Origin of the sequence: Streptomyces sp. NPDC088554, from assembly GCF_044752945.1 — a bacterium.
Lineage (GTDB): Bacteria > Actinomycetota > Actinomycetes > Streptomycetales > Streptomycetaceae > Streptomyces.
This window is the reverse complement of record NZ_JBIVMF010000008.1, coordinates 106,948-133,858: the sequence shown is the minus strand read 5'-3', so window position 1 is coordinate 133,858 and position 26,911 is coordinate 106,948. Positions and strand designations below refer to the sequence as shown.

Sequence of the window (26,911 nt, the reverse complement as noted above, 5' to 3'; positions counted from 1 at the left end):
CCCGAACCCGCCCGTACCCGGCATTACCGATGGGTACGGGCGGGTCCCACGTTTTTCCGGGATCAGCCGCGCAGGGCCCGCAGCGCCTTGCCGAGCAGCGCGGCCCGCTCCGCCGCGTCCGGCACGTGTTCGAGGCCGAACCCGAGGAGCACGGTGTTACGCGTAGTGACCGAGGCGTACGAGGCGAACAGTGCCCCGGTGCGCTCCCAGTCCCCGGGGACGGCGGGGGTGCCCGCCGGCGGACCCGGTACGGTCCAGGCCCCGAGGGAGGTCTCGAAGCCCTCCGTGTCCCGGTCGGCCCCGCCCACGACCAGCCGCGCGCCGTCGGCGAAGACGCCGCGCCCGCCGTTGACCCCGTCGGTGATGTAGCCGATCGACAGCTCCGCCTTCCTGCCCGCGTAGGCGCTCAGGTCGAAGGACACCTGCTTCCACCCGTTCGAACTGCCGGTGAAGCTGTTCCAGGCTCCGCTGGTGCCGGTCGGGGCGCAGCCGTCGGCCCCGAGGGTCAGATAGCGGCCGAGCGCGGGGTGGCCCTCCAGGAGGAACCCGGCCTCGCACTCCTTGGGTACGGCCGTGCTGGTGGCGCCGCCGCTCTCCGGCAGGGTGGTCCAGTCCTCGGCCCCGGCGGTGTGGGCCTCCAGGACGGCGTGGTCGTACCCCCGCTCGGTGTTCCAGTTCAGCGCGAGCCGCAGCTCCGGCTTGTCGGCCGCGGTGACGCCGGTGAGGTCGACGGTCCGGGTGAGGCGGCGCCAGGCGTTTTCCCGGTGGGCGGCGGACGCCATCCACTGGCCCTCGTAGGGGGCGTACGGGTTGGCGACGCCCGTGTACGAACCCGACTGCGCGCTCTTGAACTGCGGGAACGTCGCCGGGTCGAGGATGTCGGAGGTGACGGTGTAGGAGCCCGACGGGTTCAGCGGGTTGCCGGGGAGCGCGGCCAGGGAGCCGGCCGCGCCCGTGAGCGCTCCGGCGCCGGTGAAGCCGGTGGCCCCGGTGAGGGACGTACGGCTGTGGGCGCCCAGGTAGTACTGGCTGAAGTCGTCGGTCACCGCGCGTCCGACCTGGGCGTTGCCGCCCGCCAGCCGGCCGGCCTCGATCAGCTTGCCGCCCTCGTTGAGGAAGGCGCGCAGGGCGATCTGGGTGGGTCCGCCGGGGGCCTCGGCCGCCGTGTAGTGGACCACGGTGGAGAAGTGGTCCAGGATGCCGAGCGGGTGCGGGGCGCCCTGGGTGGCGACGTCCCAGACGGCGGCGGAGCGTCCGTTGGCGCGCAGCGCGGCGGTGTACGCCTCGACCTGCTGGGCGGGTGCGCTCTCCTCGGCGACCACGAGCGTGTCGGCGCGGGGGCGTTCGGCGACGGTGTAGGTGAAGCGCTCGCCGGCGACGGCCTTCCCGGTGCGGGTCAGGCCGGTGAACCAGACCTCGACCGTGTCACCCGTACGGGCGTTCTTGACTCCGGCGCGGTACTCGTCGAAGTGAAGGTTGTCGTGGCCTCCGAAGACCTCGCCGCCCTTCCACCCCGTGAGCTTCTCGGTGTGTTCGGGGCCACCGTTGATCCGGTACCTGAGCCGCTTGGCCTTCAGCGACTTGCGGGCGACGACGGAGACCTGCTGGTCCGCTCCGCGCGCGTACGAGGTGGTGAAGGGCGCCGGGGTGAAGTCGGGCGCGGTCAGGCCGACCGCGGAGGACGGCCGGTCGGGGTGGGCGGCGGTCTCGGCGACGGAGAGCGCGAAGGGGATGTTCTTGGCGAACTCGTCCTGGATCAGCTTCTCGTCGTCGGGGAAGTTGAAGCCGGACCGGCAGTCCTTGGCCTCCCAGGCGTCGTTCGGGTCGAGCGCGGACGCGGTCTGACAGGTGGTCATCTCCGGGGTGAACATCATCGTCCCGTTGACGTTCGCCGCGTGCCCGTCCGCCTCACCGTTGGTGGTGTACAGCTCGGAGGCGACCTGCGGGGAGTAGCCGGGGACGGCCGGGTTCTCCGGGGTGCCCGCGAGCGCCTCGTACAGCACATCGTCGGGGGTCGGGGTGGCGACCTGCCAGCCCACGCCGTACAGGATCAGTTCGGCGGCGGAGTGGTAGTTGATGCCGTACTCGAAGCCGATGCGCTTCTGGAACGCGTCCATCGCACGGGTCTCCGGCTCGGAGGCGGGCCCGGGGCCCCGGTAGGTCTCGCTGTCGGAGCTGGGGGACGAACCCTCGTCGTCGTAGCCCCACTTGTACGGGAAGTTCCGGTTGAGGTCGACGCCGTCGCCGGTGGTGATGACCCCGTCGCCGTTGATGTCGCGGAGGTTCTTGCGCCAGAGCCGGGCGCTGTCCGCGCTGTGGGTGAAGTCGTAGCCGTCCGGGTTGGCGGTGAGCACGAACCACAGCTCGGTGGAGTCGAGGATCTTCGTGATCCGCTGGTCCTTGCCGTAGTTGTCGATGTAATGGTGCATCAGCCGACGGGTCATCTCGGGAGTGATCCACTCCCGGGCGTGCTGGTTGGACAGGTAGAGCACGGACGGCTTGGCGCCGTCCTCGGTCGTCCGCGCGCCCTTGCTGAGCTTGAGGGCGAGGATGTCCTGGCCGTTGAGGCTCTTGCCGATGGAGACGACCTTGGCGATACCGGGGTTGGCCCGCCCGGTGGCGACGATCTCCTCCTGGAGATTGCCCTCGCCGCTGTACGGGCGGAAGACCCCGTCCCCCGCCGCCTGGATCCTGGCCCCGGCCTTCGCGGGGATCTTCCGCTCGGTGACCGCGACGCCCTGCCCCTCCAGCTCACGGGCCTGCGCGTCGGTGAGGAACAGCTCGACCTTCGCCGTCCCCTTCTCGGGGGCCTGCTCGGTCAGTTCATGGGCGTCCTGACCGGCCCGGAGGAGCAGCGGGATCTGCTCCTTGGTGACCGCGGCGTCGAAGACCTTCACCGGGTCCCCGCCGTCCGCGCCCGTTCCCGTACCGGGTCCCGACCGCGCCTGCGCCGACGGCGTCGCCGCCACCGCGCCCAGCAGCAGCGCGCCCGCCGCGAGAATCGATCCCGCTCTCCGCCTCATGTGCTCCCCATGCCGTTGTGTGCCACATCCGTGAACAGACGTCAGGCTCACCAGACTTCATGGTCACGTCAAATCGAGGCGGGCGGGGAACGGCGGAAAATGCCCGCTGCCGACGCCTGTACGGCACCGGCAACGGGCAGCGCAAGGGGATACGTACGGACAGACCGGGCCGCCCGAAAAAGGCTCAGCCCACCAGCCCGTCCGCCAGCTCCTCACTGAGGCCGGACTCCGTACCGGGGATCCCGAGATCCTGCGCCCGCTTGTCCGCCATGGCCAGCAGCCGGCGGATCCGGCCCGCGACCGCGTCCTTGGTGAGCGGCGGGTCGGCGAGCGCGCCCAGCTCCTCCAGGGACGCCTGCTTGTGCTCCATCCGCAGCCGGCCGGCGGCCGCCAGATGCTCGGGCACCTCCTCGCCGAGGATCTCCAGCGCGCGCTGCACCCGGGCCCCGGCGGCGACCGCCGCGCGGGCCGAACGGCGCAGGTTCGCGTCGTCGAAGTTGGCCAGCCGGTTGGCCGTGGCGCGGACCTCGCGGCGCATCCGCCGCTCCTCCCACGCGAGCACCGACTCGTGCGCGCCGAGCCGGGTCAGCAGCGCGCCGATCGCGTCCCCGTCCCGGACGACCACCCGGTCCACCCCGCGCACCTCGCGGGCCTTGGCGGCGATCTGGAGCCTGCGGGCCGCGCCGACCAGCGCGAGGGCCGCTTCGGGCCCCGGGCAGGTCACCTCCAGCGAGGAGGAGCGGCCGGGCTCGGTGAGCGAGCCGTGCGCCAGGAACGCGCCGCGCCAGGCGGCCTCCGCGTCACAGGTGGCACCGGAGACGACCTGCGGGGGCAGGCCGCGGATCGGGCGCCCCCGGCCGTCCACCAGTCCGGTCTGCCGGGCCAGCTGATCACCGCCCGTAATCACCCGTACGACGTAACGGCTGCCGCGGCGCAGCCCGCCGGGGGCCATCACCACCAGCTCCGAGTTGTGCCCGAAGATCTCCAGGATGTCCTTGCGGAGCCGGCGCGCGGCGATGCTGGTGTCCAGCTCCGCCTCGATCACGATACGTCCGCTGACCAGGTGCAGGCCGCCCGCGAACCGAAGAATGGCCGAGACCTCCGCCTTCCTGCAGCATGTCCGGGTGACGGGGAGGCGGGCGATCTCGTCCTTCACCGCTGGCGTCATCGCCATGGGCCGATCCTTCCATGCATCCGAAAAATACGGTCGTACGCGGCTGCCAACAGCTCCGGATCATGGACCGGGGAGCTGTCGGGCGCTGCCACCGGCGCCAGCTCGACCGCGGCACCGAACCGTTTCGCGGCATCGGAGAGTGACTCGCAGTCGGGCACGGCGGCCTCGTCGGCGAGCACCACGTCCAGGGCGAGTTTAGGGGCGTGTCGCCCCAAAACCTCCAAATGACGCTGCGGTGAGAAGCCATCGGTTTCGCCGGGTTGCGGAGCGAGGTTCAGCGAGAGGACCCGGCGGGCCTTGGTCTGGACGAGCGCGTCGAGCAGCTCGGGCACCAGCAGGTGCGGGATCACGGAGGAGAACCAGGAGCCGGGACCGAGCACCACCCAGTCGGCGTCCAGGACCGCGGCGACGGCCTCGGGGACGGCGGGCGGGTCGTTCGGCACGAGGTGGACGGACTGCACCTCGCCCCGGGTCAGCGCGACGGTCGCCTGGCCGCGCACCGTGTCCACCTCGTCGGGGCGCAGCGGGTCGTGTCCCCGTACGAGCGCCTGGAGCTCCAGCGGTACGGCGGACATCGGCAGCACCCGGCCGTGCGCGCCCAGCAGCTTGCCGACCAGGTCGAGGGCCTGGACATGGTCGCCCAGCTGCTCCCAGAGCGCGACGATCAGCAGATTGCCGACCGCGTGTTCGTGCAGATCGCCCCGGGACTGGAAGCGGTGCTGGATCACCCGCGCCCAGGTCTGGCCCCAGTCGTCGTCGCCGCAGAGCGCCGCCAGCGCCTTGCGGAGATCGCCGGGCGGCAGGACGCCCAGCTCGTCGCGGAGCCGGCCGCTGGAGCCGCCGTCGTCGGCAACGGTGACGACGGCCGTGAGATCGCCGGTGATCCGGCGGAGCGCCGCCAGCGAGGCGGACAGCCCCATACCGCCGCCGAGCGCGACAACCTTCGGCTGGGCGCCCCGGCCCCGCGCCGACAACGCCGGTGCGCCCCTGCGCAGCCGACGCATACGGAACGTACGTCCGGTCACTCGCGCCCCAGGTCCCGGTGGACGACGACGGTCTCGACACCTTCGGCGGCGAGGCGTGCGCCGAGCTTCTCGGACATGGCGACGGAGCGGTGCTTGCCCCCCGTGCAGCCGACGGCGACGGTCACATAGCGCTTGCCCTCGCGCCGGTAACCCGCGGCGATCAGCTGGAGCAGCTCGGTGTAGCGGTCGAGGAACTCTTTGGCGCCCGGCTGGTTGAACACATAACCGGAGACCTCGTCGTTGAGCCCGGTGAACGGGCGCAGCTCGGGGACCCAGTGCGGGTTGGGCAGGAAGCGGCAGTCGACCACCAGGTCGGCGTCGACCGGCAGGCCGTACTTGTAGCCGAAGGACATGACGGTGGCCCGTAGCTCGGGCTCCTCGTCCCCGGCGAACTGGGCGTCCATCTTGGCGCGCAGCTCGTGGACGTTGAGGCTGGAGGTGTCGATCACCAGATCGGCGTCGCCGCGCAGCTCGCGCAGCAGATCGCGCTCGGCCGCGATGCCGTCGACGATCCGGCCGTCGCCCTGGAGGGGGTGCGGGCGGCGGACCGACTCGAAGCGGCGGACCAGCGCCTCGTCGGAGGACTCCAGGAAGACGATCCGCCGGGTGACCTCCTTGGCGTCGAGGTCCGCGAGGGATTCGCGGAGGTTGTCGAAGAACCGCCGGCCGCGGACGTCCACGACGACGGCGATCCGCGCGACATTGCCCTGCGAGCGCGCGCCCAGCTCCACCATGGTGGGGATCAGCGCGGGCGGCAGATTGTCCACGACGAACCAGCCGAGGTCCTCCAGACACTTGGCCGCGGTGCTGCGGCCCGCGCCCGACATGCCGGAGATGATCACCAGCTCGGGGATGGCCGCCTCGACGGCCTCACCGTTCTCCTTTGGGGTGCCCGTACTCACGTGCCCTGCTCCGTCCCGGTCGCGCTCAGTCATGCGTGGTGCCCCCGTTGTCTTCCATGATCTCTCCTGTTGCCGTGTTCACGGCGGGTGCCGCCGGGGCCGCCGCGGCGAAGGCCACCATGATGGACTCGGCCGTCTTGCGGCCCACACCGGGAACCTCGCAGATCTGATCGATTGTCGCCTGCCGAAGCCTCTTCAACGAGCCGAAATGCTTGATGAGCGCTTGTTTACGGGACTCCCCGAGCCCCGCGACCTCGTCGAGCGGGCTGCTCCTGACGCGTTTGGCCCGTTTGGCCCGCTGATAGGTGATGGCGAAGCGGTGCGCCTCGTCCCGTACCCGCTGGAGGAGATAGAGCCCCTCGCTGGTACGCGGCAGCACCACGGGGTCGGTGTCGCCGGGCAGCCAGACCTCTTCGAGGCGCTTGGCGAGGCCGCAGACGGCGATGTCGTCGATGCCCAGCTCGTCGAGGGCCCGCCGGGCGGCGGCGACCTGGGGCTGTCCACCGTCGACCACGAGGAGCTGGGGAGGATAGGCGAAGCGCTTGGGGCGGCCGTCGTCCTCGGTGAGCTGCTCGGCGGGCACCTCACCGACGGGGCCGCCGACCGCCTCGGGGGTCTCCGCCTCTCCCCACTCCCCCGTCCGCTCCTTCTCCTGGAGGTAGCGCCGGAAACGCCGGGTGATCACTTCGTGCATGGACCGGACGTCGTCCTGTCCGTCGAAGGTCTTGATCTGGAAGCGGCGGTACTCGCTCTTGCGGGCCAGACCGTCCTCGAAGACCACCATCGACGCCACCACGTCGTCGCCCTGGAGGTGCGAGATGTCGAAGCACTCGATACGCAGCGGCGCGCCGTCCAGGCCGAGGGCCTCCGAGATCTCCTCCAGCGCGCGGGACCGGGTGGTCAGATCGCTGGCGCGCTTGGTCTTGTGCAGGACGAGGGACTGCTCCGCGTTGCGCGCGACGGTCGCCATCAGGTCCTTCTTGTCGCCGCGCTGCGGGATCCGCAGGGAGACCTGGGAGCCCCGGCGGTCGCTCAGCCACTGGGTGACCGCGTCGGCGTCCTCCGGCAGCGCGGGGACGAGGACCTCCTTGGGGACGGCGTCGCCGCGCTCCTCCCCGTACAACTGCTGGAGCGCGTGCTCGACGAGGCCCGCCGTCTCCACGGCCTCGACCTTGTCGGTGACCCAGCCGCGCTGGCCCCTGACCCGGCCGCCGCGGACGTGGAAGATCTGGACGGCGGCCTCCAGCTCGTCCTCGGCGACCGCGATCAGATCGGCGTCGGTGGCGTCGGCGAGCACGACGGCGTTCTTCTCCATCGCACGGCGCAGAGCGCCTATGTCGTCCCGCAGCCGGGCCGCCTTCTCGTACTCCATCTCCTCGGCGGCGTCCGTCATCCGCCGCTCCAGCCGGCGGATGTACGTACCGGTGCGGCCCGCCATGAAGTCGCAGAACTCCTCGGCCAGTTCGCGATGGGCCTCGGGGGTGACCCGGCCGACGCAGGGCGCCGAGCACTTGCCGATATAGCCGAGCAGACAGGGGCGGCCGGTGCGCTCCGCGTTCCTGAACACCCCGGCGGAACAGGTCCGTACGGGAAAGACACGGAGCATCAGGTCGACGGTCTCGCGGATCGCCCAGGCGTGTCCGTAAGGACCGAAGTAGCGCACGCCCTTCTTCTTGGGGCCGCGCATGACCTGGACGCGCGGGAACTCCTCGTTGAGCGTGACGGCGAGCGACGGATAGCTCTTGTCGTCGCGGTACTTGACGTTGAACCGGGGGTCGTACTCCTTGATCCAGGAGTACTCCAGCTGAAGCGCCTCGACCTCGGTGGCGACTATGGTCCACTCCACGGACGCCGCCGTGGTGACCATGGTGCGGGTGCGCGGGTGCAGACCCGCCAGGTCCTGGAAGTAGCTGGCGAGCCGCTGGCGCAGGCTTTTCGCCTTACCGACGTAGATCACCCGGCGGTGGTCGTCACGGAACTTGTAGACCCCCGGCGCGTCGGGGATCTGTCCCGGCTTGGGGCGGTAACTGGAGGGGTCGGCCATGCACACCACCCTACTGTCGGGGACTGACAGCGGGGTCGCGCGTCCCTCGGGCTCCCGCCCCGGGCGCTCAGCCCTGCGGGCCCGCCACGAGGTTGCCGCCCTCGGCCCTGACGGGCACCGCGGGCAGCGGTACGGTCGCCGGGCCCTGGAGCACCGCGCCGGTGGTGACATCGAACTTGCTGCCGTGGCACGGGCAGTCGCCCACCGTGCCCTCCAGCTTCTCCAGCAGACAGCCCGCGTGGGTGCACTGGGCGCTGAACGCCTTGTACTCGCCCTTCTTGGGGCAGCTGACCACCACGCGCTGCTCCTTGTAGAGCTTCGCCCCGCCGACCGGGACCTCGGACTCAGGACCCAGCGCTTCCGCGGCGGTCGGGGTGGGCGACTCGGCGTGGCCGAGCTTCGACTCGGTGGAACAGGCCGCCACCCCCAGCCCGGCCACACCGGCGAGCGCGGCGCCCTTCAACACGGTACGGCGAGGGGCGGACGGGCCGGACATGGCATCTCCACTGGTCAGGACAGGGCAAGCGACATACGCGACGATACCGGCCCCACTCCGGCCGCCCCGGAGCGCCCCTCTCCGGACGGCCCGCCCCGCCGGAACACGGCATCCGGCGGAGCGGCCCGGGGCGGCGCAGGACAGGGCGGCCCGGAGCAGGACCTGCGTCAGGCCCGGTGCGGGCCCGGTGTCAGGCCCGGCGGGTACGGGTGGTGGGCTTCGCGGCCGCCTTCTTCGCGACCGCCTTCTTCGCGACCGCCTTCCTGGCCGTGGCCCCCTTCGCCGCCACGGTCTTCTTCGTCGCCGCGGTCTTCGTCGCTGCGGTCTTCGTCGCCGTGGCTCCCTTCGCCGCGGTCTTCCTGGCCGCCGCCGGTTTCTTCACCGGTTCGGCGTCGCTGATCCGCTCCGCGTCCAGGATCTCCCGCAGGAACTTGCCGGTGTGGCTGGCCGGGACCCCGGCCACCTGCTCCGGGGTGCCTTCCGCGAGGACCAGGCCGCCACCGTTGCCGCCCTCGGGGCCCATGTCGATCACCCAGTCCGCCGTCTTGATGACGTCCAGGTTGTGCTCGATCACGATCACCGTGTTGCCCTTCTCGACCAGCCCGGACAGCACCGTGATCAGCTTGCTGATGTCCTCGAAGTGCAGACCGGTCGTGGGCTCGTCCAGCACGTACACCGTGCGGCCCGACGAACGCTTCTGCAACTCGCTCGACAGCTTCACCCGCTGCGCCTCACCCCCCGAGAGGGTCGGCGCGGACTGGCCGAGCCGGACATAGCCGAGGCCGACCTCGTTGAGCGTCCTGAGGTGGCGCGAGATCGTCGGCACGGCCTCGAAGAAGTCCAGCGCCTCCTCGATCGGCATGTCCAGCACCTCGGCGATGGACTTGCCCTTGTAGTGGACCTCCAGGGTCTCCCGGTTGTACCGCGCCCCGTGGCAGACCTCGCACGGGACGTACACGTCCGGCAGGAAGTTCATCTCGATCTTGATCGTGCCGTCGCCCGAGCAGTTCTCGCAGCGGCCGCCCTTGACATTGAAGGAGAAGCGCCCGGGGAGATAGCCGCGGACCTTGGCCTCCATCGTCTCCGCGAAGAGCTTGCGGACATGGTCGAAGACGCCGGTGTACGTGGCCGGGTTGGACCGGGGCGTACGGCCGATGGGCGACTGGTCGACGTGGACCACCTTGTCGACCAGGTCGTCGCCGTCGACCCGGGTGTGGCGCCCCGGCACCGACTTCGCGCCGTTCAGCTCGCGGGCCAGGTGCGTATAGAGGATGTCGTTGACCAGAGTCGACTTCCCGGAGCCCGAGACACCGGTGACCGCCGTGAACACCCCCAGCGGGAACGACACGTCGATGTCCCGCAGATTGTTCTCCCGGGCGCCGTGCACCGTGAGCCGGCGGCCCGGGTCGACGGGGCGGCGGATCTCCGGGGTCGGAATGGACCTCTTGCCGGAGAGATACTGGCCGGTCATCGACTCCTTGTTGGCCAGCAGCCCCTTCAGCGGCCCCGAGTGCACGACCCGGCCGCCGTGCTCGCCCGCGCCGGGACCGATGTCCACCACCCAGTCGGCGACCTTGATCGTGTCCTCGTCGTGCTCCACGACGATCAGGGTGTTGCCCATGTCGCGCAGCCGGACCAGCGTCTCGATCAGCCGGTGGTTGTCCCGCTGGTGCAGACCGATGGACGGCTCGTCCAGGACGTACAGCACCCCGACCAGACCGGAGCCGATCTGGGTGGCGAGCCGGATGCGCTGCGCCTCGCCACCGGAGAGGGTCCCGGCCGCGCGGTTGAGCGAGAGGTAGTCGAGACCGACGTCGACCAGGAACTTCAGCCGCTCGTTGACCTCCTTGAGCACGCGCTCGGCGATCTGCTTGTCCCGCGCGTTCAGCTTGAGGCGGGCGAGGAAGTCGGCACAGTCGCTGATCGACAGCGCGGCGACCTCGGCGATGGACTTCTCCATCACCGTCACCGCCAGGACGATCGGCTTGAGCCGGGTGCCCTCGCAGGTCGGACAGGGCACTTCGCGCATATAGCCCTCGAACCGCTCCCTGCTGCTGTCGCTCTCGGACTCCGTGTGGCGCCGCTTGACGAAGGTGACCGCCCCTTCGAAGGCGGGGGTGGTGTAGGCGCGCTCGCGCCCGTACCGGTTGCGGTAGCGGACCTCCACCTGGGTCTTGTGGCCGTACAGCAGAGCCTTCTTGGCGCGCTGCGGCAGCCCGGCCCACGCGATGTCCGTACGGAATCCGAGGGCCTGGGAGAGGCCGCCGATCAGCCGTCCGAAGTACTCCTTGGTGTGGCCGTGGGACCAGGGGTGGATCGCGCCCTCGTCGAGGGACTTGTCCTCGTCCGGGACGATCAGCTCCGGGTCGACCTCCATGCGCGTACCGATACCGGTGCAGTCGGGGCAGGCACCGAAGGGCGAGTTGAACGAGAAGGAGCGGGGCTCCAGCTCCTCGAAGGAGAGGTCGTCGTACGGGCAGTACAGATGCTCGGAGTACATCCGCTCGCGCTCGGGGTCGTCCTCGGCGAGGTCGACGAAGTCGAGCACGACCATGCCTCCGGAGAGCCCGAGCGCGGTCTCGACCGAGTCGGTGAGCCGGCGCTTGGCGCTGTCCTTCACCGTGAGGCGGTCGACTACCACCTCGATGGTGTGCTTCTCCTGCTTCTTGAGCGTGGGCGGCTCGGTGAGCTGGATGGTCCGGCCGTCGACCCTGGCCCGGCTGTACCCCTTGGTCTGGAGATCGGCGAAGAGATCGACGAACTCGCCCTTGCGCTCACGGACGAGCGGCGAGAGCACCTGGAAGCGGCTCCCCTCGGGCAGATCGAGCACCCGGTCGACGATGGCCTGCGGCGACTGGCGGGAGATCGGCCGGGAGCACTCGGGGCAGTGCGGCTTGCCGATCCGGGCGAAGAGCAGCCGGAGGTAGTCGTAGACCTCGGTGATCGTGCCGACCGTCGAGCGGGGGTTGCGCGAGGTCGACTTCTGGTCGATGGAGACGGCCGGGGAGAGGCCCTCGATGAAATCGACGTCCGGCTTGTCCATCTGGCCGAGGAACTGCCGGGCGTACGAGGAGAGCGACTCCACGTACCGGCGCTGCCCCTCGGCGAAGATCGTGTCGAACGCGAGCGAGGACTTGCCCGACCCGGAGAGCCCGGTGAAGACGATGAGTGAGTCACGGGGGAGGTCGAGCGAGACGTTCTTGAGATTGTGCTCGCGCGCGCCACGGACGATGAGACGGTCGGCCACGCCGGTCCGCACCTTTCTGAGGAGAAGCAGCGGCGGAGCCCCCTGCTTTCCTGCCGGGTGCGAGGGGGGCGCCAGAACGAATGGAACGGGGATTGCCTACATGCCAGGATGCCTCTTCCGAGCCTATAGCACGTGCATTCGATTTACGGCGGTCGCCGGTCGTCTTCACCCGATCGAGTGGCGGAGCTATCGTCGGCGCCATGATCGATCACGAACAGGACCTGGCCTCTGTACGCGAAGCGACCGAGCGACTGCTGACCGCGGCCGCCACACTGGACAACGCCGCCACCGCCGCGCCGTCACGGCTGCCGGGCTGGAGCCGTGGCCACGTACTGGCACACCTCGCGCGTAACGCGGACGCGCTGGTGAATGTTCTCGAAGGCCGGCCGATGTACGTGGACGCCCGCACCCGGGACGCGGACATCGAGCGGGATGCCCCCCGCCCCCTCGCGGACCAGCTCGCCGACGTACGGAACGCCTCGGACCGTTTCCAGCGTTCCGCCGCCGTCCCCGCCGACTGGAGCCGGGTGATCACGATGCGCAACGGGGTCACGGACGTGGCGGCGCGTGTGCCGTTCCGCCGCTGGATCGAGGTGGAGCTGCACCACGCCGATCTGGGGCTCGGCTACGGCCCGGAGGACTTCCCCGAGGAGTTCACCGCCCGGGAGATCGGCTTCCTCGCGGAGCGCTTCGCCGGGAACCCGGACATCCCGCCGCTGGCCCTGGCCGCGTCCGGCGGGGGCGACTGGCGCACCGGCGGCCCGGAGGGCGCCCCGCGCTCCGTCACCGGCCCCGCCTCCGACCTGCTGGCCTGGCTCGCGGGCCGCCGTGACGGAGCCGCGCTGGAGTGCTCCGGCGGCCCCCTGCCCGTACTGCCCCCGCTATAGGCTGAACGCATGACGTACAGCGGAGCGGTAAAGGTCGGCGGACCTGCGGATGTCCATGAACTGTCCGCCCTGACGATCTCCAAGGCCGCCGTCGGGCCGATGGAGAACAACGCCTATCTGCTGCGCTGCCGGGCCACCGGCGAGCAGCTGCTGATCGACGCGGCCCATGACGCCGGGACCCTGCTGACCCTGATCGGCGAGGACGGCATCGCGTCCGTCGTCACCACCCACCGCCACGGCGACCACTGGCAGGCGCTGGCCGAGGTCGTGGCGGCGACCGGTGCGCGTACGTACGCGGGCCGGTACGACGCGGAGGGCATCCCCGTCCCCACCGATGTCCTGGTCGACGACGGGGACATCATCCGGGTGGGCGAGGTCTCCCTCACCGCGCGGTGGCTGGTGGGCCACACCCCGGGCTCGATCGTCCTGGTCTACGACGATCCATACGGTCACCCGCATGTCTTCACCGGCGACTGCCTCTTCCCGGGCGGCCCGGGGAAGACCGCGGGCCCGGCCGAGTTCGGCACTCTGCTGGACGGCCTGGAGGCCAAGGTCTTCGGGGCCCTGCCGGACGAGGCCTGGATCTATCCCGGCCACGGGAACGACTCCACCCTCGGCGCCGAGCGCCCGCACCTCGCCGAGTGGCGGGCGCGGGGCTGGTAGACGGCACTGTCCCGCAGGGCCGGTCCACCGGCTCTGCGGGACAGCTACTACGGGACGGATATACCGCGGTGCGGGCTCTCCGCGGTGCGGATCAGGCCTCGATCTTGCCCTCGGCCGCGTCGCGCTCGGCCTGCTTCTTGGAGGCGATGAGGCTGGTGATGGTGGTGATGACCAGCACACCGCAGATGACGCCGAGCGAGACCGGGATGGAGATCTCGGGGACATGCACCCCTGACTCGTGCAGCGCGTGCAGAACGAGCTTCACCCCGATGAAGCCCAGGATGACCGACAGCCCGTAGCTGAGGTGCACCAGCTTCTTGAGCAGTCCGCCGATGAGGAAGTAGAGCTGCCGCAGACCCATCAGCGCGAAGGCGTTGGCGGTGAAGACGATGTACGGGTCCTGGGTGAGGCCGAAGATCGCGGGGATGGAGTCCAGCGCGAACAGCACGTCCGTGGTGCCGATGGCGAGCATGACGACCATCAGGGGGGTCAGCACACGCTTGCCGTTGACCTGGATGAAGAGCTTGGTGCCGTGGTACTTGTCGGCGACGCCGAAGCGCTTCTCGACGGACTTCAGCAGGCGGTTCTCCTCGAACTCCTCTTCCTCATGACCGGAGCGCGCCTCCTGGATGAGCTTCCAGGCGGTGTAGAGCAGGAACGCGCCGAAGATGAAGAAGACCCACGAGAAGCTGGCGATGATCGCGGCACCCGCGGCGATGAAGATCGCGCGCAGGACCAGCGCTATCAGTACGCCGATGAGCAGCACCCGCTGCTGGAGATGGGTCGGCACCGAGAACTTCGCCATGATCAGGACGAAGACGAAGAGGTTGTCGACGCTGAGCGACTTCTCGGTGATGAAGCCCGCGAAGAACTCGCCGGACGCCTGCGTCGTACCGAACAGCATCACCCCGAAACCGAACAGGACCGCGAGGACGATCCAGACGATCGTCCAGATCCCCGCTTCCTTGATCGATACGTCATGGGGCTTGCGCCCGATGAAGAAATCGACGGCGATCAGGGCTGACAGACCAAGAATGGTCAGCAACCACACGTTCAAAGAGACGTCCACTGTTCCTCCGGCTTCGTACGGCAACTGATCAGCGTCGTCCGCTGCCGGAGGTCTCCTCCACCTGAACGGCTCTGCCGTCCGGCCGACGCCCCGGGACCGATGGCGGCCCGTATTGACGGGTACGTCGCGATGTGGGAGTACTCCCCTCCGCTACGGAGGAGAGTACACTAAAACCCAAAAGAAGGTAAAGAGTTGGGTAAAGGAGTCTCAAATCCGCAGGTCAGTGCGGCCAGGAGCGTCGAGCTTCGGCCACTTGGCCGAGAATATCAGTCAACACCCGACTTCCGGCAGGCACCACCGGAGACTCATATGTCCATGCGTGTCCGACCCAGGGGTCCTGCAGGTGATCGTCCGGAAGTGGGGTGATCCGCAGGAGAGAGCGCCAGAGCGGGTCGAGTACCGGCCCGTACCCGCTCGCGTCCTCGCGGTCGGCCACCATCAGCAGGTGGACACCGACCGCCGGACCCTCGTCCGCGAGATAGCGCAACTGGGTGACCGCGCGGTCGTCGAAGCCGTGCGGGAAATCGTTGACGATCAGCAGCTGCTCGGCGGTGTCCAGCTCCGGCGGCAGGGACTCGGGCGTGCCGGCGCGTACCGCCATCTGCACCAGATCCACCCGCCGGGTGAGCTTCGCGAGGACCGCCGCCACTCCCCCGGCCCCGGCGGCGGGCGGCTCGTCCAGCACCCCGGACGCGGTCAGCGGGGCCAGCTGCGCGGCCCCCGAGCCGGCCGGGTCGATCACCTGGACGGTGAACCCGGCGGGCGGATGGACGGCGAGCAGCCGCGCGGCGAGGCCGACGGCGGTGTCCATGGCCAGCCCGCGCAGCCGGGACCCGTCCGTCATCAGGGCGGCCTCGGAGCCGGACCGGCCGCTGTCGATCCACAACCCGCGCTCCAGCGGCAGCCGTACGAGCATCGGGATCCGCAGATCGGGGCGCTCGGGCAGATGGACATCGCCCAGGCGCAGCGCCATCGGCAGCTCCATCGGGACCCGGTAGCCCTGCCAGACCGGGCTGTCCCAGCGGGCGTAGGCGGGCGGCAGGGCGGGCTCGACCACCTCGGACTCGGCGGTGAGCTGGGCGAGATCGCGGTCGAGGGCCTCGCGGGCCCGGTCGGCGAGCTGGTCGTGCCGGGCGCGGACGGCCTCGCGGGCGCTGTCCCCCGCTCCGCCGACGCGGTTGCGCGGGTCGGCGAGGACACGGTCCAGCTCCTGGTCCATCCGGGACTCGGCGAAGTCCATCGCGCCACGGTAGGCGGCGGTGGTACGGGCCAGGTCCTCGAACATGCCCCAGACCTGGTTGTACAGGCGCTCGTCCATGGTCCAGCCGGTGGCGTCCCCGGCGACCGGCCGGGGCGGGCTGCCCGGCGCGGGCTCGGCGGCGGCCGGGGGCGGTGCCGGCGGCGCCGAGGCGCGCCGGCCGGGGTGCGCGTAGCCGACCGCGCCACCGGCCCCCGTGCCGCTCTGCGGGGCGGGCTGCTGCGCCGGTACGGTGCCGGGCCGGTCCTGGGGCTCCGGGGCCCGGGGCTGTGGCGCCGCGCGCGGCGCCGGGTCCGGCGCTCCGGGCAGGGGCGCCTGAACGGCTCCCGCGAGATGGCGTGCGGCCGTCTCCTGGATCCCGGCGGCGAGGGCACCGGCCCGGGGCAGGCCCTGGTCGCCGAAGAGTTCGGCGAGGCCGCCCGCGTACCCCTGGCCGACGGCCCGGACCTTCCACGCGCCCCGGCGGCGGTACAGCTCCAGCGCGACGACGGCGGACTCCGTGTCCAGGCCCGTGAGGGTGAAGCCGGCGATCTCGGTGCCGTCGGTGGAGGTGACGGCGGCGAAGGGGGCAGCGGTGGCGCCGAAGCGGTCGGGGCCGCCGACGCCCTCGGGGAGCGCGAGCAGGACATGGACCCGCTCGACCCGCTCGGGCATGGCGTCCAGGTCGATGTGGAAGCGCAGCCCCGGCGCGGCCCGGCGGGACACCTCGATACCGGGGAGCGCGGGCGCGCCGGGGTGGACGATCCATTCGGCGCCGGGCACGGTGCCCCCGGCACCGCCGAGGGTGGCGCAGGCCAGGACGGGCGCGCCGGCCGTCACCCGGATCTCCAGTCGGGTGTGGGGCAGGGGGTGGTTCTGCCCCCGGACCAGCTCGGCCGTCATCGCCTCTGTCCCCTCGTCGGTGTTCGGCTGTGTGTGGCTGGGGTGGGTGGGTACGACAGCGGTACGGCTTCCGCGTTCGGCGCGGGCGGGTGCCCGGCCGCCGGGAAGCCGTACCGCCCGGCCTCCGCGTTCGGCGAAGGCGGTCAGTCGCGTCGCGCGCGGCTGCTCACAGCTGCGGCAGGATCGCCGGCATCAGGTCCTGGAACGTACGGCCGTTGGCCGGGTTGCCCAGGGCCGTCATCTGCCAGCCCGCGCCCGCGCGGCTGACCTTGGCCATGATCTGCGCGGTGTACTGGCCACCGCCGTCGAGCGTGTAGCGCGCCAGCTCCTGGCCGTTCGTCTCGTCGACGATGCGGCAGAACGCGTTCTGCACCTCTTGGAAGGTCTGGCCGGTGAACGAGTTCACCGTGAAGACGATCTGGTCGATATGGACCGGGACCCGCGCCAGGTCGACGAGGATCGCCTCGTCGTCGCCGCCCTGGCCGGCGCCGCCGACCAGGTTGTCGCCGGTGTGCTTCACCGAGCCGTCGTCGCTGACGAGATGACGGAAGAAGACCACGTCGACCGGCTGCTTGTCGGCGAAAAGCACCGCCGAGGCGTCGAGGTCGATCTCCCGGGTGCGGGAGCCGAACAGGCCCCGGCGCGGCGCGGCCTGCCAGCCGAGCCCCATCCGCACCGCGGTCAGGGTCCCGCCGCCCTTCTTCTCCAGGCTGATGGCCTGGCCCTTGGTCAGATTGACCCCCGGGCCCCCGGACGCGCCGCCTTTCGATACGTCCACCGCTGTCCCCTCTCGAATGGTTTCCCCCGCAACCGTCCGTATGCGGTTGCGCAGCACCCTACGCAGTACTGCTGACGGCGCAGGAGACTTCGGCCCTTTCTGTGTCGGTCCTGCAACACACCAGGTGTCCCGGGGTGTCAGGCGAGTCCCGCCTCCCTCATCTGCCGCAGTTCCTTCTTCAGCTCGCCCACTTCGTCCCGTAGCCGGGCGGCGATCTCGAACTGGAGCTCGGCGGCGGCGGCCCGCATCCGGTCGGTCATCTCCTCGATGATCCCGGCCAGTTCGGCGGCGGGGCGGTCGGTGACCACCGCGCCCGGCCGGGCGCCCTTGGCGGGCTTCATGCCGAGCGAGGGCACCGGGGCCTTGCCCTGCTTGCCGTCCTTCGCCTTCCGGTATCCGCTGCCGAGCAGGGCCTCGGTGTCGACCTCCTCGCGCGCGATGGTCGCGACGATGTCGTTGATCTTCTTGCGGAGCGGCTGGGGGTCGATACCGCGCTCGGTGTTGTAGGCGGTCTGCTTCTCCCGGCGGCGGTTCGTCTCGTCGATGGCCTTCTCCATCGCCGGGGTGATCCTGTCCGCGTACATATGGACCTGGCCCGAGACATTGCGCGCGGCACGGCCGATGGTCTGGATCAGCGAGGTCCCGGAGCGCAGGAAGCCCTGTTTGTCGGCGTCGAGGATGGCCACCAGCGAGACTTCCGGCAGGTCGAGGCCCTCGCGCAGCAGGTTGATGCCGACCAGTACGTCGTACTCCCCGGCGCGCAGCTCGCGCAGCAGCTCGACCCGGCGGAGGGTGTCGACGTCGCTGTGCAGATAGCGCACCCGGATGCCCAGTTCGAGGAAGTACTCGGTGAGGTCCTCGGCCATCTTCTTGGTGAGCGTGGTGACCAGGACGCGCTCGTCCTTCTCGACGCGCTCGCGGATCTCGTGCACCAGGTCGTCGATCTGGCCCTCCGTGGGCTTGACGACGACCTCCGGGTCGATGAGGCCGGTGGGGCGGATGATCTGCTCCACGAAGCCGTCGGAGCGGGACAGCTCGTAGGTCCCGGGGGTGGCCGAGAGATAGACGGTCTGGTCGATCCGCTGCTGGAACTCCTCCCACTTCAGCGGGCGGTTGTCGAGTGCGGAGGGCAGCCGGAAGCCGTGGTCGACGAGGGTCCGCTTGCGGGACGCGTCGCCCTCGTACATCGCGCCGATCTGCGGCACGGTGACATGCGACTCGTCGATGACCAGCAGGAAGTCCTCGGGGAAGTAGTCGAGGAGGGTGTTGGGCGGGGAGCCGGGGCCACGGTCGTCGAAGTGCATCGAGTAGTTCTCGATCCCGGAGCAGGAGCCGATCTGGCGCATCATCTCGATGTCGTACGTCGTGCGCATGCGCAGCCGCTGGGACTCCAGCAGCTTGCCCTGCCTGTCCAGCTCGGCGAGGCGGGACTCCAGCTCCCGCTCGATGCCGTTGACCGCCTTCTCCATGCGCTCGGGCCCGGCCACGTAGTGGCTCGCGGGGAAGATGTACAGCTCCTGGTCGTCGCTGATGACCTCGCCGGTGAGCGGGTGCAGCGTGGAGAGGGCCTCGATCTCGTCGCCGAACATCTCGATCCGGACGGCCAGTTCCTCGTAGACCGGGAAGATCTCGATGGTGTCGCCGCGGACCCGGAAGGTGCCACGGGTGAACGCCAGGTCGTTGCGCGTGTACTGGATGTCGACGAAGCGGCGCAGCAGCTGGTCGCGGTCCATTTCCGCGCCGACCTTCAGCGGCACCATCCGGTCCACGTACTCCTGGGGCGTGCCCAGGCCGTAGATGCAGGAGACCGAGGCGACCACGATCACATCGCGGCGGGTCAGGAGGGAGTTCGTCGCGGAGTGGCGCAGCCGCTCGACCTCCTCGTTGATCGAGGAGTCCTTCTCGATGTAGGTGTCCGACTGGGGGACGTACGCCTCGGGCTGGTAGTAGTCGTAGTACGAGACGAAGTACTCGACGGCGTTATAGGGGAACAGCTCCCGGAACTCGTTCGCCAGCTGGGCCGCGAGCGTTTTGTTCGGCGCCATCACCAGGGTGGGGCGCTGGAGCTTCTCGATCATCCAGGCGGTGGTGGCCGACTTTCCCGTGCCGGTCGCACCGAGCAGGACGACGTCCTTCTCGCCCGCGCGGACACGCCGCTCCAGGTCGGCGATGGCCGTCGGCTGGTCACCGCTGGGCTGGTAGGAGCTGACGACCTCGAAGGGCGCCACCGTACGTTCGATCTTGGAAACGGGCCGCATGGATCCACCGTACGACCCCCCACTGACAACCGGGCCGCGAGCGGCCCCGGCTCACCGGTCGTGGAGGTCCGGGGAGCCCCGCCGCACGGATCGGACGGCGGTGCGGTCGCCGTACTCACGGTTTCCATACTCGTGGTTTCCGTATCCGCGACCGCCGTACCCGCCGTACCCGCGACCGCCGTACCCGCGCTCCCCGTACCCGCGGTGGCCGGCGCTCGGCCGCAGCCGCTGCGCGGGCACCCCGGCGCGTCCGCACACCTCGCTCCCGGCCAGGATGTGGCGCTCGTAGATCCGGCCGCCGGTCACCAGCTTCGGGTCGTAGAACACCGCCACCCCCGCCAGCAGCAGGAAGACCGCGGGGCCGAGCAGCATGGGGACGAGGAGTTCGGTGGCCGGGGTGCCGTCGGGGACTCCGGCGGCCTTCTCCAGATGAACGTGGACGGCGGACATCCCGGTGTAGTGCAGGCCGGTCGATGCGATGCCCATCACCAGGCTGGCGGTCAGGCTCGCCAGGATCCCCCGCTGCGAGACGGTCACCCAGAGCGCCGCCGTCGCCGCGGCGACGGCGATGAGGACGGAGAGCGCGACGGTCCCGGTGTCGTAGCCGACCCGCCCGTGCATCCGCAGTCCGGCCATGCCCAGATAGTGCATGGTGGCGATGCCGAGGCCGGTGATCGTGCCGCCGGTGACCAGGGCCATCCCGGTCATCCCCCGGTAGCCGACGATGAAGATCCCGATCCCGACCATGAGAACGCCCAGGAGCAGGCTGGCCAGCGTGGTCGGTATGTCGTAGCCGATCGGTGTCTCGACGACGGAGAAGCCCATCATCGCGATGAAGTGCATGGTCCAGACACCGGAGCCGAGCGAGGCCGCGCCGAGCGCGAGCCCGCCGGCCTTCCACGGGCGCCGGGCGCGCAGGGATCTCGCGGTACAGCGCAGGCCCAGTGCCGCGCCGAGCCAGGCCATGAGAAAGGCCGCCACGGGTGTGACGAGGCCGTAGCTGAATCCGTCGATTGTGCCCTGCATAGTGGTTTGCCCTTCGCCCCTTGTGCTCACTGTACGGATGCGCTGGTTCCGGGAGGGTAGGACGGCAGCCACCGGAATCAAACACGTCTCTGCCGTTTTGTCGATTTATGGCGGTGGCCGGACGGCCGCGCGCAGCCGTCCGTTCGACAGAACCGCAGGTCCAAGGAGTTTCCCTGGCCGACATGTGCCCATACTGTGAATCAATGGCGGTCATCCGCACCGGCTTGATGTGGTGGCCACAGGGTGACCAAGTCCTCGCCCGGGGACACCCGCGTCCCGGTACCGCCGGCCCCTTTGTCAGTGGTGGGCCGTACCGTGGTCCGCATGAACGAACACGGGCAGTCACGGGTGGAGTGGACCGTCGTGGCGAGCGGCATCGGGCCGCTGCTGCTGGCCGCGACGGACCAGGGTCTGGTGAGCGTCACCTTCCACGCCGAGGGAGCGGCGCGGGAGAAGGCACTCGGCCGGATCGAGGAGCGGTTCGGCGTCCGGCCCGCCGAGTCCGCGTCCGATCTGCTCGCCGGGCCGATACGCGCACTGTCGGCGTACTTCGCGGGCGAGCCGCGGGACTTCGCGCTGCCGCTGGACTGGTCGCTCTCCTCGGGCTTCAACCGGCAGGTGCTGCGCGAGCTGGCGACGACCGTCCCGTACGGCACGGTCGTCGGGTACGGCACGCTGGCCGAGCGGGTGGGCAGTCCGGGGGCGGCCCAGGCGGTCGGCGCGGCGATGGGTTCCAACCCGCTGCCGGTGGTGGTGCCGTGCCACCGGGTGGTGGAGAGCGACGGTGGGCTGGGGGGCTTCAGCGGCGGGCTGGAGACGAAACGACGGCTGCTGACCCTGGAAGGCGTCCTCCCCGAGCCGCTGTTCTGAGCGCGGGCGGCGGAGCCCGCCCGGCGTACCTGATCCGGTCGTACGGAGCGGGCGCGGGCGCCCCGACGTTTGCGCGGGCCCCGGGCGTGCCATGGATGGGTACATGTCAGAGACCGCATTGCACCTTTCCCCCGAGGTACGTGAGGCACTCGCCGCGCGCCGGCCCGTGGTGGCCCTGGAGTCGACGATCATCGCGCACGGGCTGCCGCGCCCGCGCAATCTGGCGGTCGCCCGAGAGCTGGAGGCGCTCGTACGGTCCGGCGGGGCCGTGCCCGCCACCGTGGCCGTGCTGGACGGCAGGCCCTGTGTGGGGCTGGCCAAGGACCAGCTGGAGCGGGTCGCCGAGGACGATTCCGTACGCAAACTCGGGCACCGCGATCTGGCGCCCGCGCTCGCGGCGGGGGCCAGTGGCGCGACGACCGTGTCCGCCACGGCGTTCCTGGCCGCGCGGGCCGGGATCCGGGTCTTCGCCACCGGCGGCCTGGGCGGGGTCCACCGTGGCTGGACCGAGACCCAGGACGAGTCGGCCGACCTGCGGCTGCTGGCCAGGACCCGGATCACGGTCGTCTGCGCGGGCGTCAAGTCGATCCTCGACGTACCGGCGACGCTCCAACGGCTGGAGACGCTCGGCGTCGGGATCCTCGGTTACGGGACGGACCGCTTCCCGGGCTTCTATCTGGCCTCGTCGGGCGAGCCCGTCGACTGGACGGTCGGTACGCCCGAGGAGGTGGCGGCGGTGATGGCGGCACAGGACGCGCTCGGCGGCCCGGAGACGGCGCTGCTGGTGGCCAACCCCGTACCGGAGGAGCTTCAGCTCGATCCGGCGCTGCACGACCGGGTGCTCGCCGAGGCCCTCGACGACTGCCGGGACCGGGGCATCACCGGACAGGCCGTCACCCCGTTCCTGCTGGACCAGCTCATGCGGCGGACCGGCGGCGCCTCGCTGGAGGCCAATCTCGCGGCGGTGCGCGGCAATGTGCTGCTCGCCGCGCGGATCGCCGCGGCCCGGCCCGGGACGGACCGTTGAGCGGCGCGCCGGACGGCGGCGCGCTGCTGGTGGTCGGGGACGTGGTCACCGATGTGGTGGCGCGCTTCCGTACCCCGCTCGCGCACGGTACGGACACGGCGGCCGAGATCCGGACCCTGCCGGGCGGCGCCGGGGCCAACGCGGCCTGCTGGGCCGCCCGCTCCGGATGCGCCGATGTACGGCTGCTGGCCCGGGTGGGCGCCGACGCCCACGACTGGCACGAGGAGCGGCTGCGCCGGGCGGGGGTGCGCGCGCGGCTGGTCGTCGACGACCGCCGGCCGACCGGTACGGTGATCTGCCTGGTCGACGCGGACGCCGAGCGCACCCTGCTCACCGACAGCGGTGCCACCCTGTGCCTGTCACCCGCCGACTGGTCGCCGTCCCTGCTGGACGGCGTCGGCCGGCTGCATCTGTCCGGCTATCTGTTCTTCACCGGTACGAGCCGCCGACTGGCCGCCGCCGCACTGGCCTCGGCGGCGGAGCGCGGGGTTCCGGTGAGCGTGGACCCCGCCTCGGCCGGGTTCCTCAAGGAGCTGGGCGCGGACCGCTTCCTGGCCGCCGTCGAGGGCGTGGAGACCCTGCTCCCCAATGTGGACGAGGCCAGGCTGCTGACCGGGCTGACCGACCCGGCGCACGCCGCCGCCGCGCTGGGCCGCCGGGTGCCGGTGGCCGTGGTGACCCTGGGCGGTGACGGCGCGCTGGTCGCCGAGGCGGGCGCCCCGGTGGCCCGGGTCCCGCCGGTCCCGGCGCGGGCCGTGGACACCACGGGCGCCGGCGACGCCTTCACCGGAGCGTTCCTGGCGGCCCGCCTCGCCGGCGCGGATCCCGCGGCCGCCGCGGCGGCGGGCTGCCGGGCGGGCGCGAACGCGGTGGCCCTGACGGGCGGCCGCCCCGAGACACCGTAGCCCGTACGGCCCGGCCCGGACGTGCCCCGGCCCGCCCCGCCCGAGCGCGTACGGCACCGGGGCGCGCCCGGCCCGTACGCGCTCAGCCGCCCCACGCCGGACGGCGCGGATCATCGGCGCGTACGACGACGTCCGCCGTGGCCGCCGGGTCCACCTCGTCCTCGTACCGTTCGAAGGCGGGCAGCGTCCAGAGCGCGTCCTCGGCGGTGCCGCGCCGCAGCGCCCCCGGCGAGAGCCGCAGATGGACTGTCAGGTCGAACGGGAACCAGTGGCCCATCAGCAGCGGCCCGTGCAGCACCAGCACCCCGCCGGGCGGGAGGACGACGTGCGGGCTGCGGGTCGCCCGGTCCGTGGCCGGGTCCCAGAGGTCGGGCAGGACCCGCCCGGAGCCGCCCCGCTCCAGCGGCGCGAAAACCTCCCGCCACAGTGCCCCGGTGTCGAACCAGCCGCTGTAGTACGTCTCGGGGTCCTCGCGGCCGTACTCGTACCGCAGCGAGGCCGGGCGCAGGAACCCGGCGGCCCCCACCACCAGCACCGGCCGGCCGCGCAGGCGCAGCGCCTCGGCGAGCGCCCCGGCCCGTTCGCCGGTCCGGGCGGCCGGGGGCCCGTCGATGGCGACACGTGGCCACGGGCCGCCGTCCTCCGCCGGGCCGAGGGACATCACGCGCTCGGCGAGTGTCTCGGTCAGCCGCTCCCAGGTGATCGCTTCGAGTCGCACCCGCCCATCATGCGCCCGGCCGCGGACCGGCCGGTCGGCCGTCCCACAGAAGGTCCGCTCCACCGTGGAAGTCCACTCAACTACGGAAGTCCGCTCCACTACGAAAAGGTCTACTCCCCCATGGAAAAAGTCCGTTCGACCACCGGGAGGGTCTGTTCGGCCCAGATGGTCTTGCCCACCCCGCCCTGGCGGGTGCCCCAGCTCTGGGTCAGCTGGGCCACGAGCAGCAGCCCGCGCCCTCCCTCGTCGAAGACCCGCGCCCGGCGCAGATGCGGGGCGGTGTTGCTGCCGTCGGAGACCTCGCAGATCAGGCTGTGGTGATGGATCAGGCGCAGCTGGATGGGGGCCTCCGCGTACCGGATGGCGTTGGTGACGAGTTCGCTGACCAGCAGCTCCGTGGTGAAGACGGCCTCCTCCAGCCCCCAGGCGGTCAGTTGCGCGGAAACGTCCCTGCGGACCCTGGCCACGACGGCCGGATCGGAGGGCAGCTCCCAGGTGACCACCTGATGGGCGTCGAGCGCGCGGGTCCGGGCGAGAAGCAGGGCGACATCGTCGGTCTGCCGGTCCAGGAGCAGCGCCTTGAGCACGGCGTCGCAGATGTCCTCCAGCGGCTCGGCGGGCCGGGCCAGGGCCGCGCGGAGGGCGGCCGTCGACTCGTCCCCGCCGCGCTCCCGTGACTCGACGAGGCCGTTGGTGTAGAGGGCGAGAAGGCTGCCCTCCGCCAGCTCGGTCTCGACGGTCTCGAACGGCAGACCGCCCAGACCGAGCGGCGGCCCCGCCGGTACGTCGAGGAATTCGACCGTCCCGTCCGGGCTGACCACGGCGGGCGGCGGATGCCCGGCGCGCGCCGCCGAGCAGTGGCGGGAGACCGGGTCGTAGACCGCGTAGAGGCAGGTGGCGCCGACGTCCCCGGCGCTCTCCGCACCGCTCCCGGCGCTCTCGCCCCGCGCCTCCCCGTCCGTACGCCGGCCGCTCGGCCGGGCGGAGCGGCCCGGACGTCCCATCGCCTCCATGGACAGGTGGTTGACGAGGTCGTCGAGGTGGGTGAGCAGTTCGTCGGGCGGCAGGTCGACATCGGCCAGGGTCCGTACCGCCGTACGCAGCCGTCCCATCGTGGCCGACGCCTGCACCCCGTGGCCGACGACATCGCCCACGACCAGCGCGACCCGCGCGCCGGACAGCGGGATCACATCGAACCAGTCGCCGCCCACCCCGGCCCCCGAGTCCGCCGGGAGGTAGCGGAAGGCCGCCTCGACCGCCGCGTGTTCGGGCAGCACCTTGGGCAGCAGGCTGCGCTGGAGCGTGAGCGCCGTCTCGCGTTCGCGGGTGTAGCGGCGGGCGTTGTCGATGCAGACGGCCGCCCGCGCGGTGATCTCCTCGGCGAGCAGCAGATCGTCCTGCTCGAAGGGGTCCGGGCTCCGGTGGCGGGAGAAGGTGGCCACACCGAGCGTGGTACCCCGGGCCCGCAGCGGGACGGCCATCGTGGAGTGGAAGCCGAACCGGCGCATGCTGGCCGCCCGGTCGGGCGCCTGCGCCGCCCACCGGTTCACACCGGGGTCGGTCACCTGGTGCAGGATCCCCCGCTCGGTGATCAGGCACTCGGCGGCGGGGGACGCGTCGGGGTAGAAGGCGGTGCCGCCGACCTGGACGACGGCCTCGGGGGAGCCCTCCAGGACGGACCGGCACGCGACCCGCCGCAGGACGACATGGCCGGAGAGCGGACCGGGCGACGGCTCGTCCACCCCGCCGACGACGGCCGGGAGCAGATCGACCGTGACGAAGTCGGCGAAGTCCGGGACCGTCACGGCGACCAGCTCCCGCGCGGTGCTCACGAGGTCGAGGCTGGCGCCGATCCGGGTGCTGGCCTCGTTGACCAGCAGCAGCCGCCGCTGGGCCGTGTGCTGGACGGTCATGTCGTGCGCGGACAGGATCACCCCCCACACCCGTCCGGCGGTGTCCCGCAGCGGCGCGAGGAAGACCGACCAGGCCGATACGTGTTCGTACCCCTCCAGCCGTACGGCGGACTCGTGGTGCCGGCGTACGCCCGTCCGCAGCACCTGCCGCATGCTCCGCTGGACGATCTCGCTGTCGGCGCCGGGGACCATATCCGGCAGCCTCAGCCCGTACACCTCGTCCACGGTGAGGCCCAGGACGCGTTCCATGTCCTGGTTCAGGCCGCGCAGCCGCAGGGACCCGTCGTAGATCGCCATCGTGCACGGGGACTGGCGGAAGGACTGCTCGGCCATCTCCTCGTACGATTCCGGCGCCTCGTCCCCGGCGGTGGCGGGGGCCTCCGCGCTCCCCGGGGTCGGGGTGGCGTCCGCGCTCCCCGGCGAGACGACGAGCCACTCGGTGGCGCCGTCGTCCCTGGTGAGGCGGTGCGCCAGCAGCCGTACGGCCGTCTCCGCGCCGTCCTCGCGCAGCAGTGTCAGGGTCCCGTTCCACCTGGTCAGCCCGGCGAGTCCGGCGAGGGACGGGGCGGTCGCGGGGTCGGCGAGCAGCTCCGCGGCCGGGTGGCCGACGATCTGGCCGGGCCGGTGGCCCAGGAGCCGGCGGGCCCCTTCGTTCCATGCCTTGAGGATGCCGCGCGCGTCAATGGTGACCCTGGCCGTGGGCTCCTCCGGTTGCCTCATCGTCGCTCATCCCACCCCTGCGGGCT

General features: G+C 71.3%; 19 protein-coding genes. 5 read left to right on the top strand and 14 right to left on the bottom strand.

The window, feature by feature from the left end; all coding sequences use genetic code 11:
* Positions 1-62 precede the first annotated feature (62 nt).
* The 7 genes from ACIP8W_RS12095 to uvrA form a co-directional block, all read right to left on the bottom strand.
* On the bottom strand, positions 63-3,023 hold the full coding sequence (locus ACIP8W_RS12095) for a M14 family zinc carboxypeptidase (protein ID WP_402202842.1): 2,961 nt from the start codon (positions 3,021-3,023) through the stop codon (positions 63-65).
* A 184-nt stretch (positions 3,024-3,207) separates the two neighbouring features.
* Positions 3,208-4,197 carry a DNA-binding protein WhiA gene (whiA, locus tag ACIP8W_RS12090; protein ID WP_401948922.1) on the bottom strand — a complete coding sequence of 330 codons (990 nt, stop codon included), beginning with the start codon at positions 4,195-4,197 and terminating at the stop codon, positions 3,208-3,210.
* Positions 4,188-5,222, bottom strand: a complete 1,035-nt coding sequence (yvcK, locus tag ACIP8W_RS12085) for a uridine diphosphate-N-acetylglucosamine-binding protein YvcK (protein WP_401948919.1) — start codon at positions 5,220-5,222, stop codon at positions 4,188-4,190. Before yvcK ends, whiA begins: the two co-directional genes overlap by 10 nt.
* A complete protein-coding gene (rapZ, locus tag ACIP8W_RS12080) occupies positions 5,219-6,157 on the bottom strand; it encodes an RNase adapter RapZ (protein ID WP_401948916.1) in 939 nt (312 codons plus the stop codon). Before rapZ ends, yvcK begins: the two co-directional genes overlap by 4 nt.
* Positions 6,150-8,168: an excinuclease ABC subunit UvrC gene (gene uvrC, locus ACIP8W_RS12075; RefSeq protein WP_401948914.1), complete on the bottom strand. Its 2,019-nt coding sequence runs from the start codon at positions 8,166-8,168 to the stop codon at positions 6,150-6,152. Before uvrC ends, rapZ begins: the two co-directional genes overlap by 8 nt.
* A 67-nt stretch (positions 8,169-8,235) precedes the next feature.
* Positions 8,236-8,664, bottom strand: coding sequence for a Rieske 2Fe-2S domain-containing protein (locus tag ACIP8W_RS12070; RefSeq protein WP_401948911.1), 429 nt, complete (start codon positions 8,662-8,664; stop codon positions 8,236-8,238).
* A gap of 190 nt (positions 8,665-8,854) precedes the next feature.
* Positions 8,855-11,911, bottom strand: coding sequence for an excinuclease ABC subunit UvrA (gene uvrA / locus ACIP8W_RS12065; RefSeq protein ID WP_402202839.1), 3,057 nt, complete (start codon positions 11,909-11,911; stop codon positions 8,855-8,857).
* Between the two features lie 200 nt (positions 11,912-12,111).
* Here uvrA and ACIP8W_RS12060 point away from each other — a divergent pair, with 200 nt between their 5' ends.
* Together ACIP8W_RS12060 and ACIP8W_RS12055 are read left to right on the top strand one after the other, a co-directional pair.
* The gene (locus ACIP8W_RS12060) at positions 12,112-12,798 is read left to right on the top strand and encodes a maleylpyruvate isomerase family mycothiol-dependent enzyme (protein ID WP_401948906.1); all 687 of its coding nucleotides are present in this window, start codon (positions 12,112-12,114) and stop codon (positions 12,796-12,798) included.
* 9 nt (positions 12,799-12,807) lie between these two features.
* Positions 12,808-13,461 carry an MBL fold metallo-hydrolase gene (locus ACIP8W_RS12055; RefSeq protein WP_401948903.1) on the top strand — a complete coding sequence of 218 codons (654 nt, stop codon included), beginning with the start codon at positions 12,808-12,810 and terminating at the stop codon, positions 13,459-13,461.
* A 91-nt stretch (positions 13,462-13,552) separates the two neighbouring features.
* Here ACIP8W_RS12055 and ACIP8W_RS12050 read toward each other — a convergent pair whose 3' ends face one another.
* The 5 genes from ACIP8W_RS12050 to ACIP8W_RS12030 all read right to left on the bottom strand — a co-directional run bounded on the left by ACIP8W_RS12050 (position 13,553) and on the right by ACIP8W_RS12030 (position 20,732).
* Positions 13,553-14,530: a TerC/Alx family metal homeostasis membrane protein gene (locus tag ACIP8W_RS12050; RefSeq protein ID WP_401948901.1), complete on the bottom strand. Its 978-nt coding sequence runs from the start codon at positions 14,528-14,530 to the stop codon at positions 13,553-13,555.
* Positions 14,531-14,750: 220 nt separating this feature from the next.
* Positions 14,751-16,670, bottom strand: coding sequence for a TerD family protein (locus ACIP8W_RS12045; RefSeq protein WP_402202836.1), 1,920 nt, complete (start codon positions 16,668-16,670; stop codon positions 14,751-14,753).
* A 166-nt stretch (positions 16,671-16,836) separates the two neighbouring features.
* Positions 16,837-17,448 carry a TerD family protein gene (locus ACIP8W_RS12040; protein ID WP_401948895.1) on the bottom strand — a complete coding sequence of 204 codons (612 nt, stop codon included), beginning with the start codon at positions 17,446-17,448 and terminating at the stop codon, positions 16,837-16,839.
* A 137-nt stretch (positions 17,449-17,585) separates the two neighbouring features.
* Entirely contained in the window at positions 17,586-19,706 is a 2,121-nt protein-coding gene (uvrB, locus tag ACIP8W_RS12035) for an excinuclease ABC subunit UvrB (protein WP_402202834.1), read from the bottom strand.
* A gap of 51 nt (positions 19,707-19,757) precedes the next feature.
* Positions 19,758-20,732 carry an MHYT domain-containing protein gene (locus tag ACIP8W_RS12030; protein WP_402202832.1) on the bottom strand — a complete coding sequence of 325 codons (975 nt, stop codon included), beginning with the start codon at positions 20,730-20,732 and terminating at the stop codon, positions 19,758-19,760.
* A 324-nt stretch (positions 20,733-21,056) separates the two neighbouring features.
* On the opposite strand from ACIP8W_RS12030, the gene ACIP8W_RS12025 reads away from it, so the two are divergent.
* The 3 genes from ACIP8W_RS12025 to ACIP8W_RS12015 all read left to right on the top strand — a co-directional run bounded on the left by ACIP8W_RS12025 (position 21,057) and on the right by ACIP8W_RS12015 (position 23,534).
* Entirely contained in the window at positions 21,057-21,602 is a 546-nt protein-coding gene (locus tag ACIP8W_RS12025; RefSeq protein ID WP_401948887.1) for a methylated-DNA--[protein]-cysteine S-methyltransferase, read from the top strand.
* 103 nt (positions 21,603-21,705) lie between these two features.
* Complete coding sequence (locus tag ACIP8W_RS12020; protein WP_402202830.1) at positions 21,706-22,629, top strand: pseudouridine-5'-phosphate glycosidase; 924 nt, start codon at positions 21,706-21,708, stop codon at positions 22,627-22,629.
* A complete protein-coding gene (locus ACIP8W_RS12015; RefSeq protein ID WP_401948882.1) occupies positions 22,626-23,534 on the top strand; it encodes a carbohydrate kinase family protein in 909 nt (302 codons plus the stop codon). Before ACIP8W_RS12020 ends, ACIP8W_RS12015 begins: the two co-directional genes overlap by 4 nt.
* 82 nt (positions 23,535-23,616) lie before the next feature.
* Here ACIP8W_RS12015 and ACIP8W_RS12010 read toward each other — a convergent pair whose 3' ends face one another.
* On the bottom strand, positions 23,617-24,252 hold the full coding sequence (locus ACIP8W_RS12010) for a uridine kinase (RefSeq protein ID WP_402202828.1): 636 nt from the start codon (positions 24,250-24,252) through the stop codon (positions 23,617-23,619).
* Between the two features lie 110 nt (positions 24,253-24,362).
* A complete protein-coding gene (locus tag ACIP8W_RS12005) occupies positions 24,363-26,885 on the bottom strand; it encodes a SpoIIE family protein phosphatase (protein ID WP_401948876.1) in 2,523 nt (840 codons plus the stop codon).
* Positions 26,886-26,911: the final 26 nt, after the last annotated feature.

What these genes read in the sequence shown, in the direction of transcription:
- ACIP8W_RS12020 (WP_402202830.1), top strand. Translation starts at nt 21,706, where the DNA reads ATGTCAGAGACCGCATTGCACCTTTCCCCCGAGGTACGTGAGGCACTC.
- ACIP8W_RS12045 (WP_402202836.1), bottom strand. Translation starts at nt 16,670, where the DNA reads ATGACGGCCGAGCTGGTCCGGGGGCAGAACCACCCCCTGCCCCACACC.
- ACIP8W_RS12055 (WP_401948903.1), top strand. Translation starts at nt 12,808, where the DNA reads ATGACGTACAGCGGAGCGGTAAAGGTCGGCGGACCTGCGGATGTCCAT.
- ACIP8W_RS12030 (WP_402202832.1), bottom strand. Translation starts at nt 20,732, where the DNA reads ATGCAGGGCACAATCGACGGATTCAGCTACGGCCTCGTCACACCCGTG.
- rapZ (WP_401948916.1), bottom strand. Translation starts at nt 6,157, where the DNA reads ATGACTGAGCGCGACCGGGACGGAGCAGGGCACGTGAGTACGGGCACC.
- ACIP8W_RS12095 (WP_402202842.1), bottom strand. Translation starts at nt 3,023, where the DNA reads ATGAGGCGGAGAGCGGGATCGATTCTCGCGGCGGGCGCGCTGCTGCTG.
- ACIP8W_RS12025 (WP_401948887.1), top strand. Translation starts at nt 21,057, where the DNA reads ATGAACGAACACGGGCAGTCACGGGTGGAGTGGACCGTCGTGGCGAGC.
- uvrB (WP_402202834.1), bottom strand. Translation starts at nt 19,706, where the DNA reads ATGCGGCCCGTTTCCAAGATCGAACGTACGGTGGCGCCCTTCGAGGTC.
- uvrC (WP_401948914.1), bottom strand. Translation starts at nt 8,168, where the DNA reads ATGGCCGACCCCTCCAGTTACCGCCCCAAGCCGGGACAGATCCCCGAC.
- whiA (WP_401948922.1), bottom strand. Translation starts at nt 4,197, where the DNA reads ATGGCGATGACGCCAGCGGTGAAGGACGAGATCGCCCGCCTCCCCGTC.
- ACIP8W_RS12005 (WP_401948876.1), bottom strand. Translation starts at nt 26,885, where the DNA reads ATGAGGCAACCGGAGGAGCCCACGGCCAGGGTCACCATTGACGCGCGC.
- ACIP8W_RS12060 (WP_401948906.1), top strand. Translation starts at nt 12,112, where the DNA reads ATGATCGATCACGAACAGGACCTGGCCTCTGTACGCGAAGCGACCGAG.
- ACIP8W_RS12070 (WP_401948911.1), bottom strand. Translation starts at nt 8,664, where the DNA reads ATGTCCGGCCCGTCCGCCCCTCGCCGTACCGTGTTGAAGGGCGCCGCG.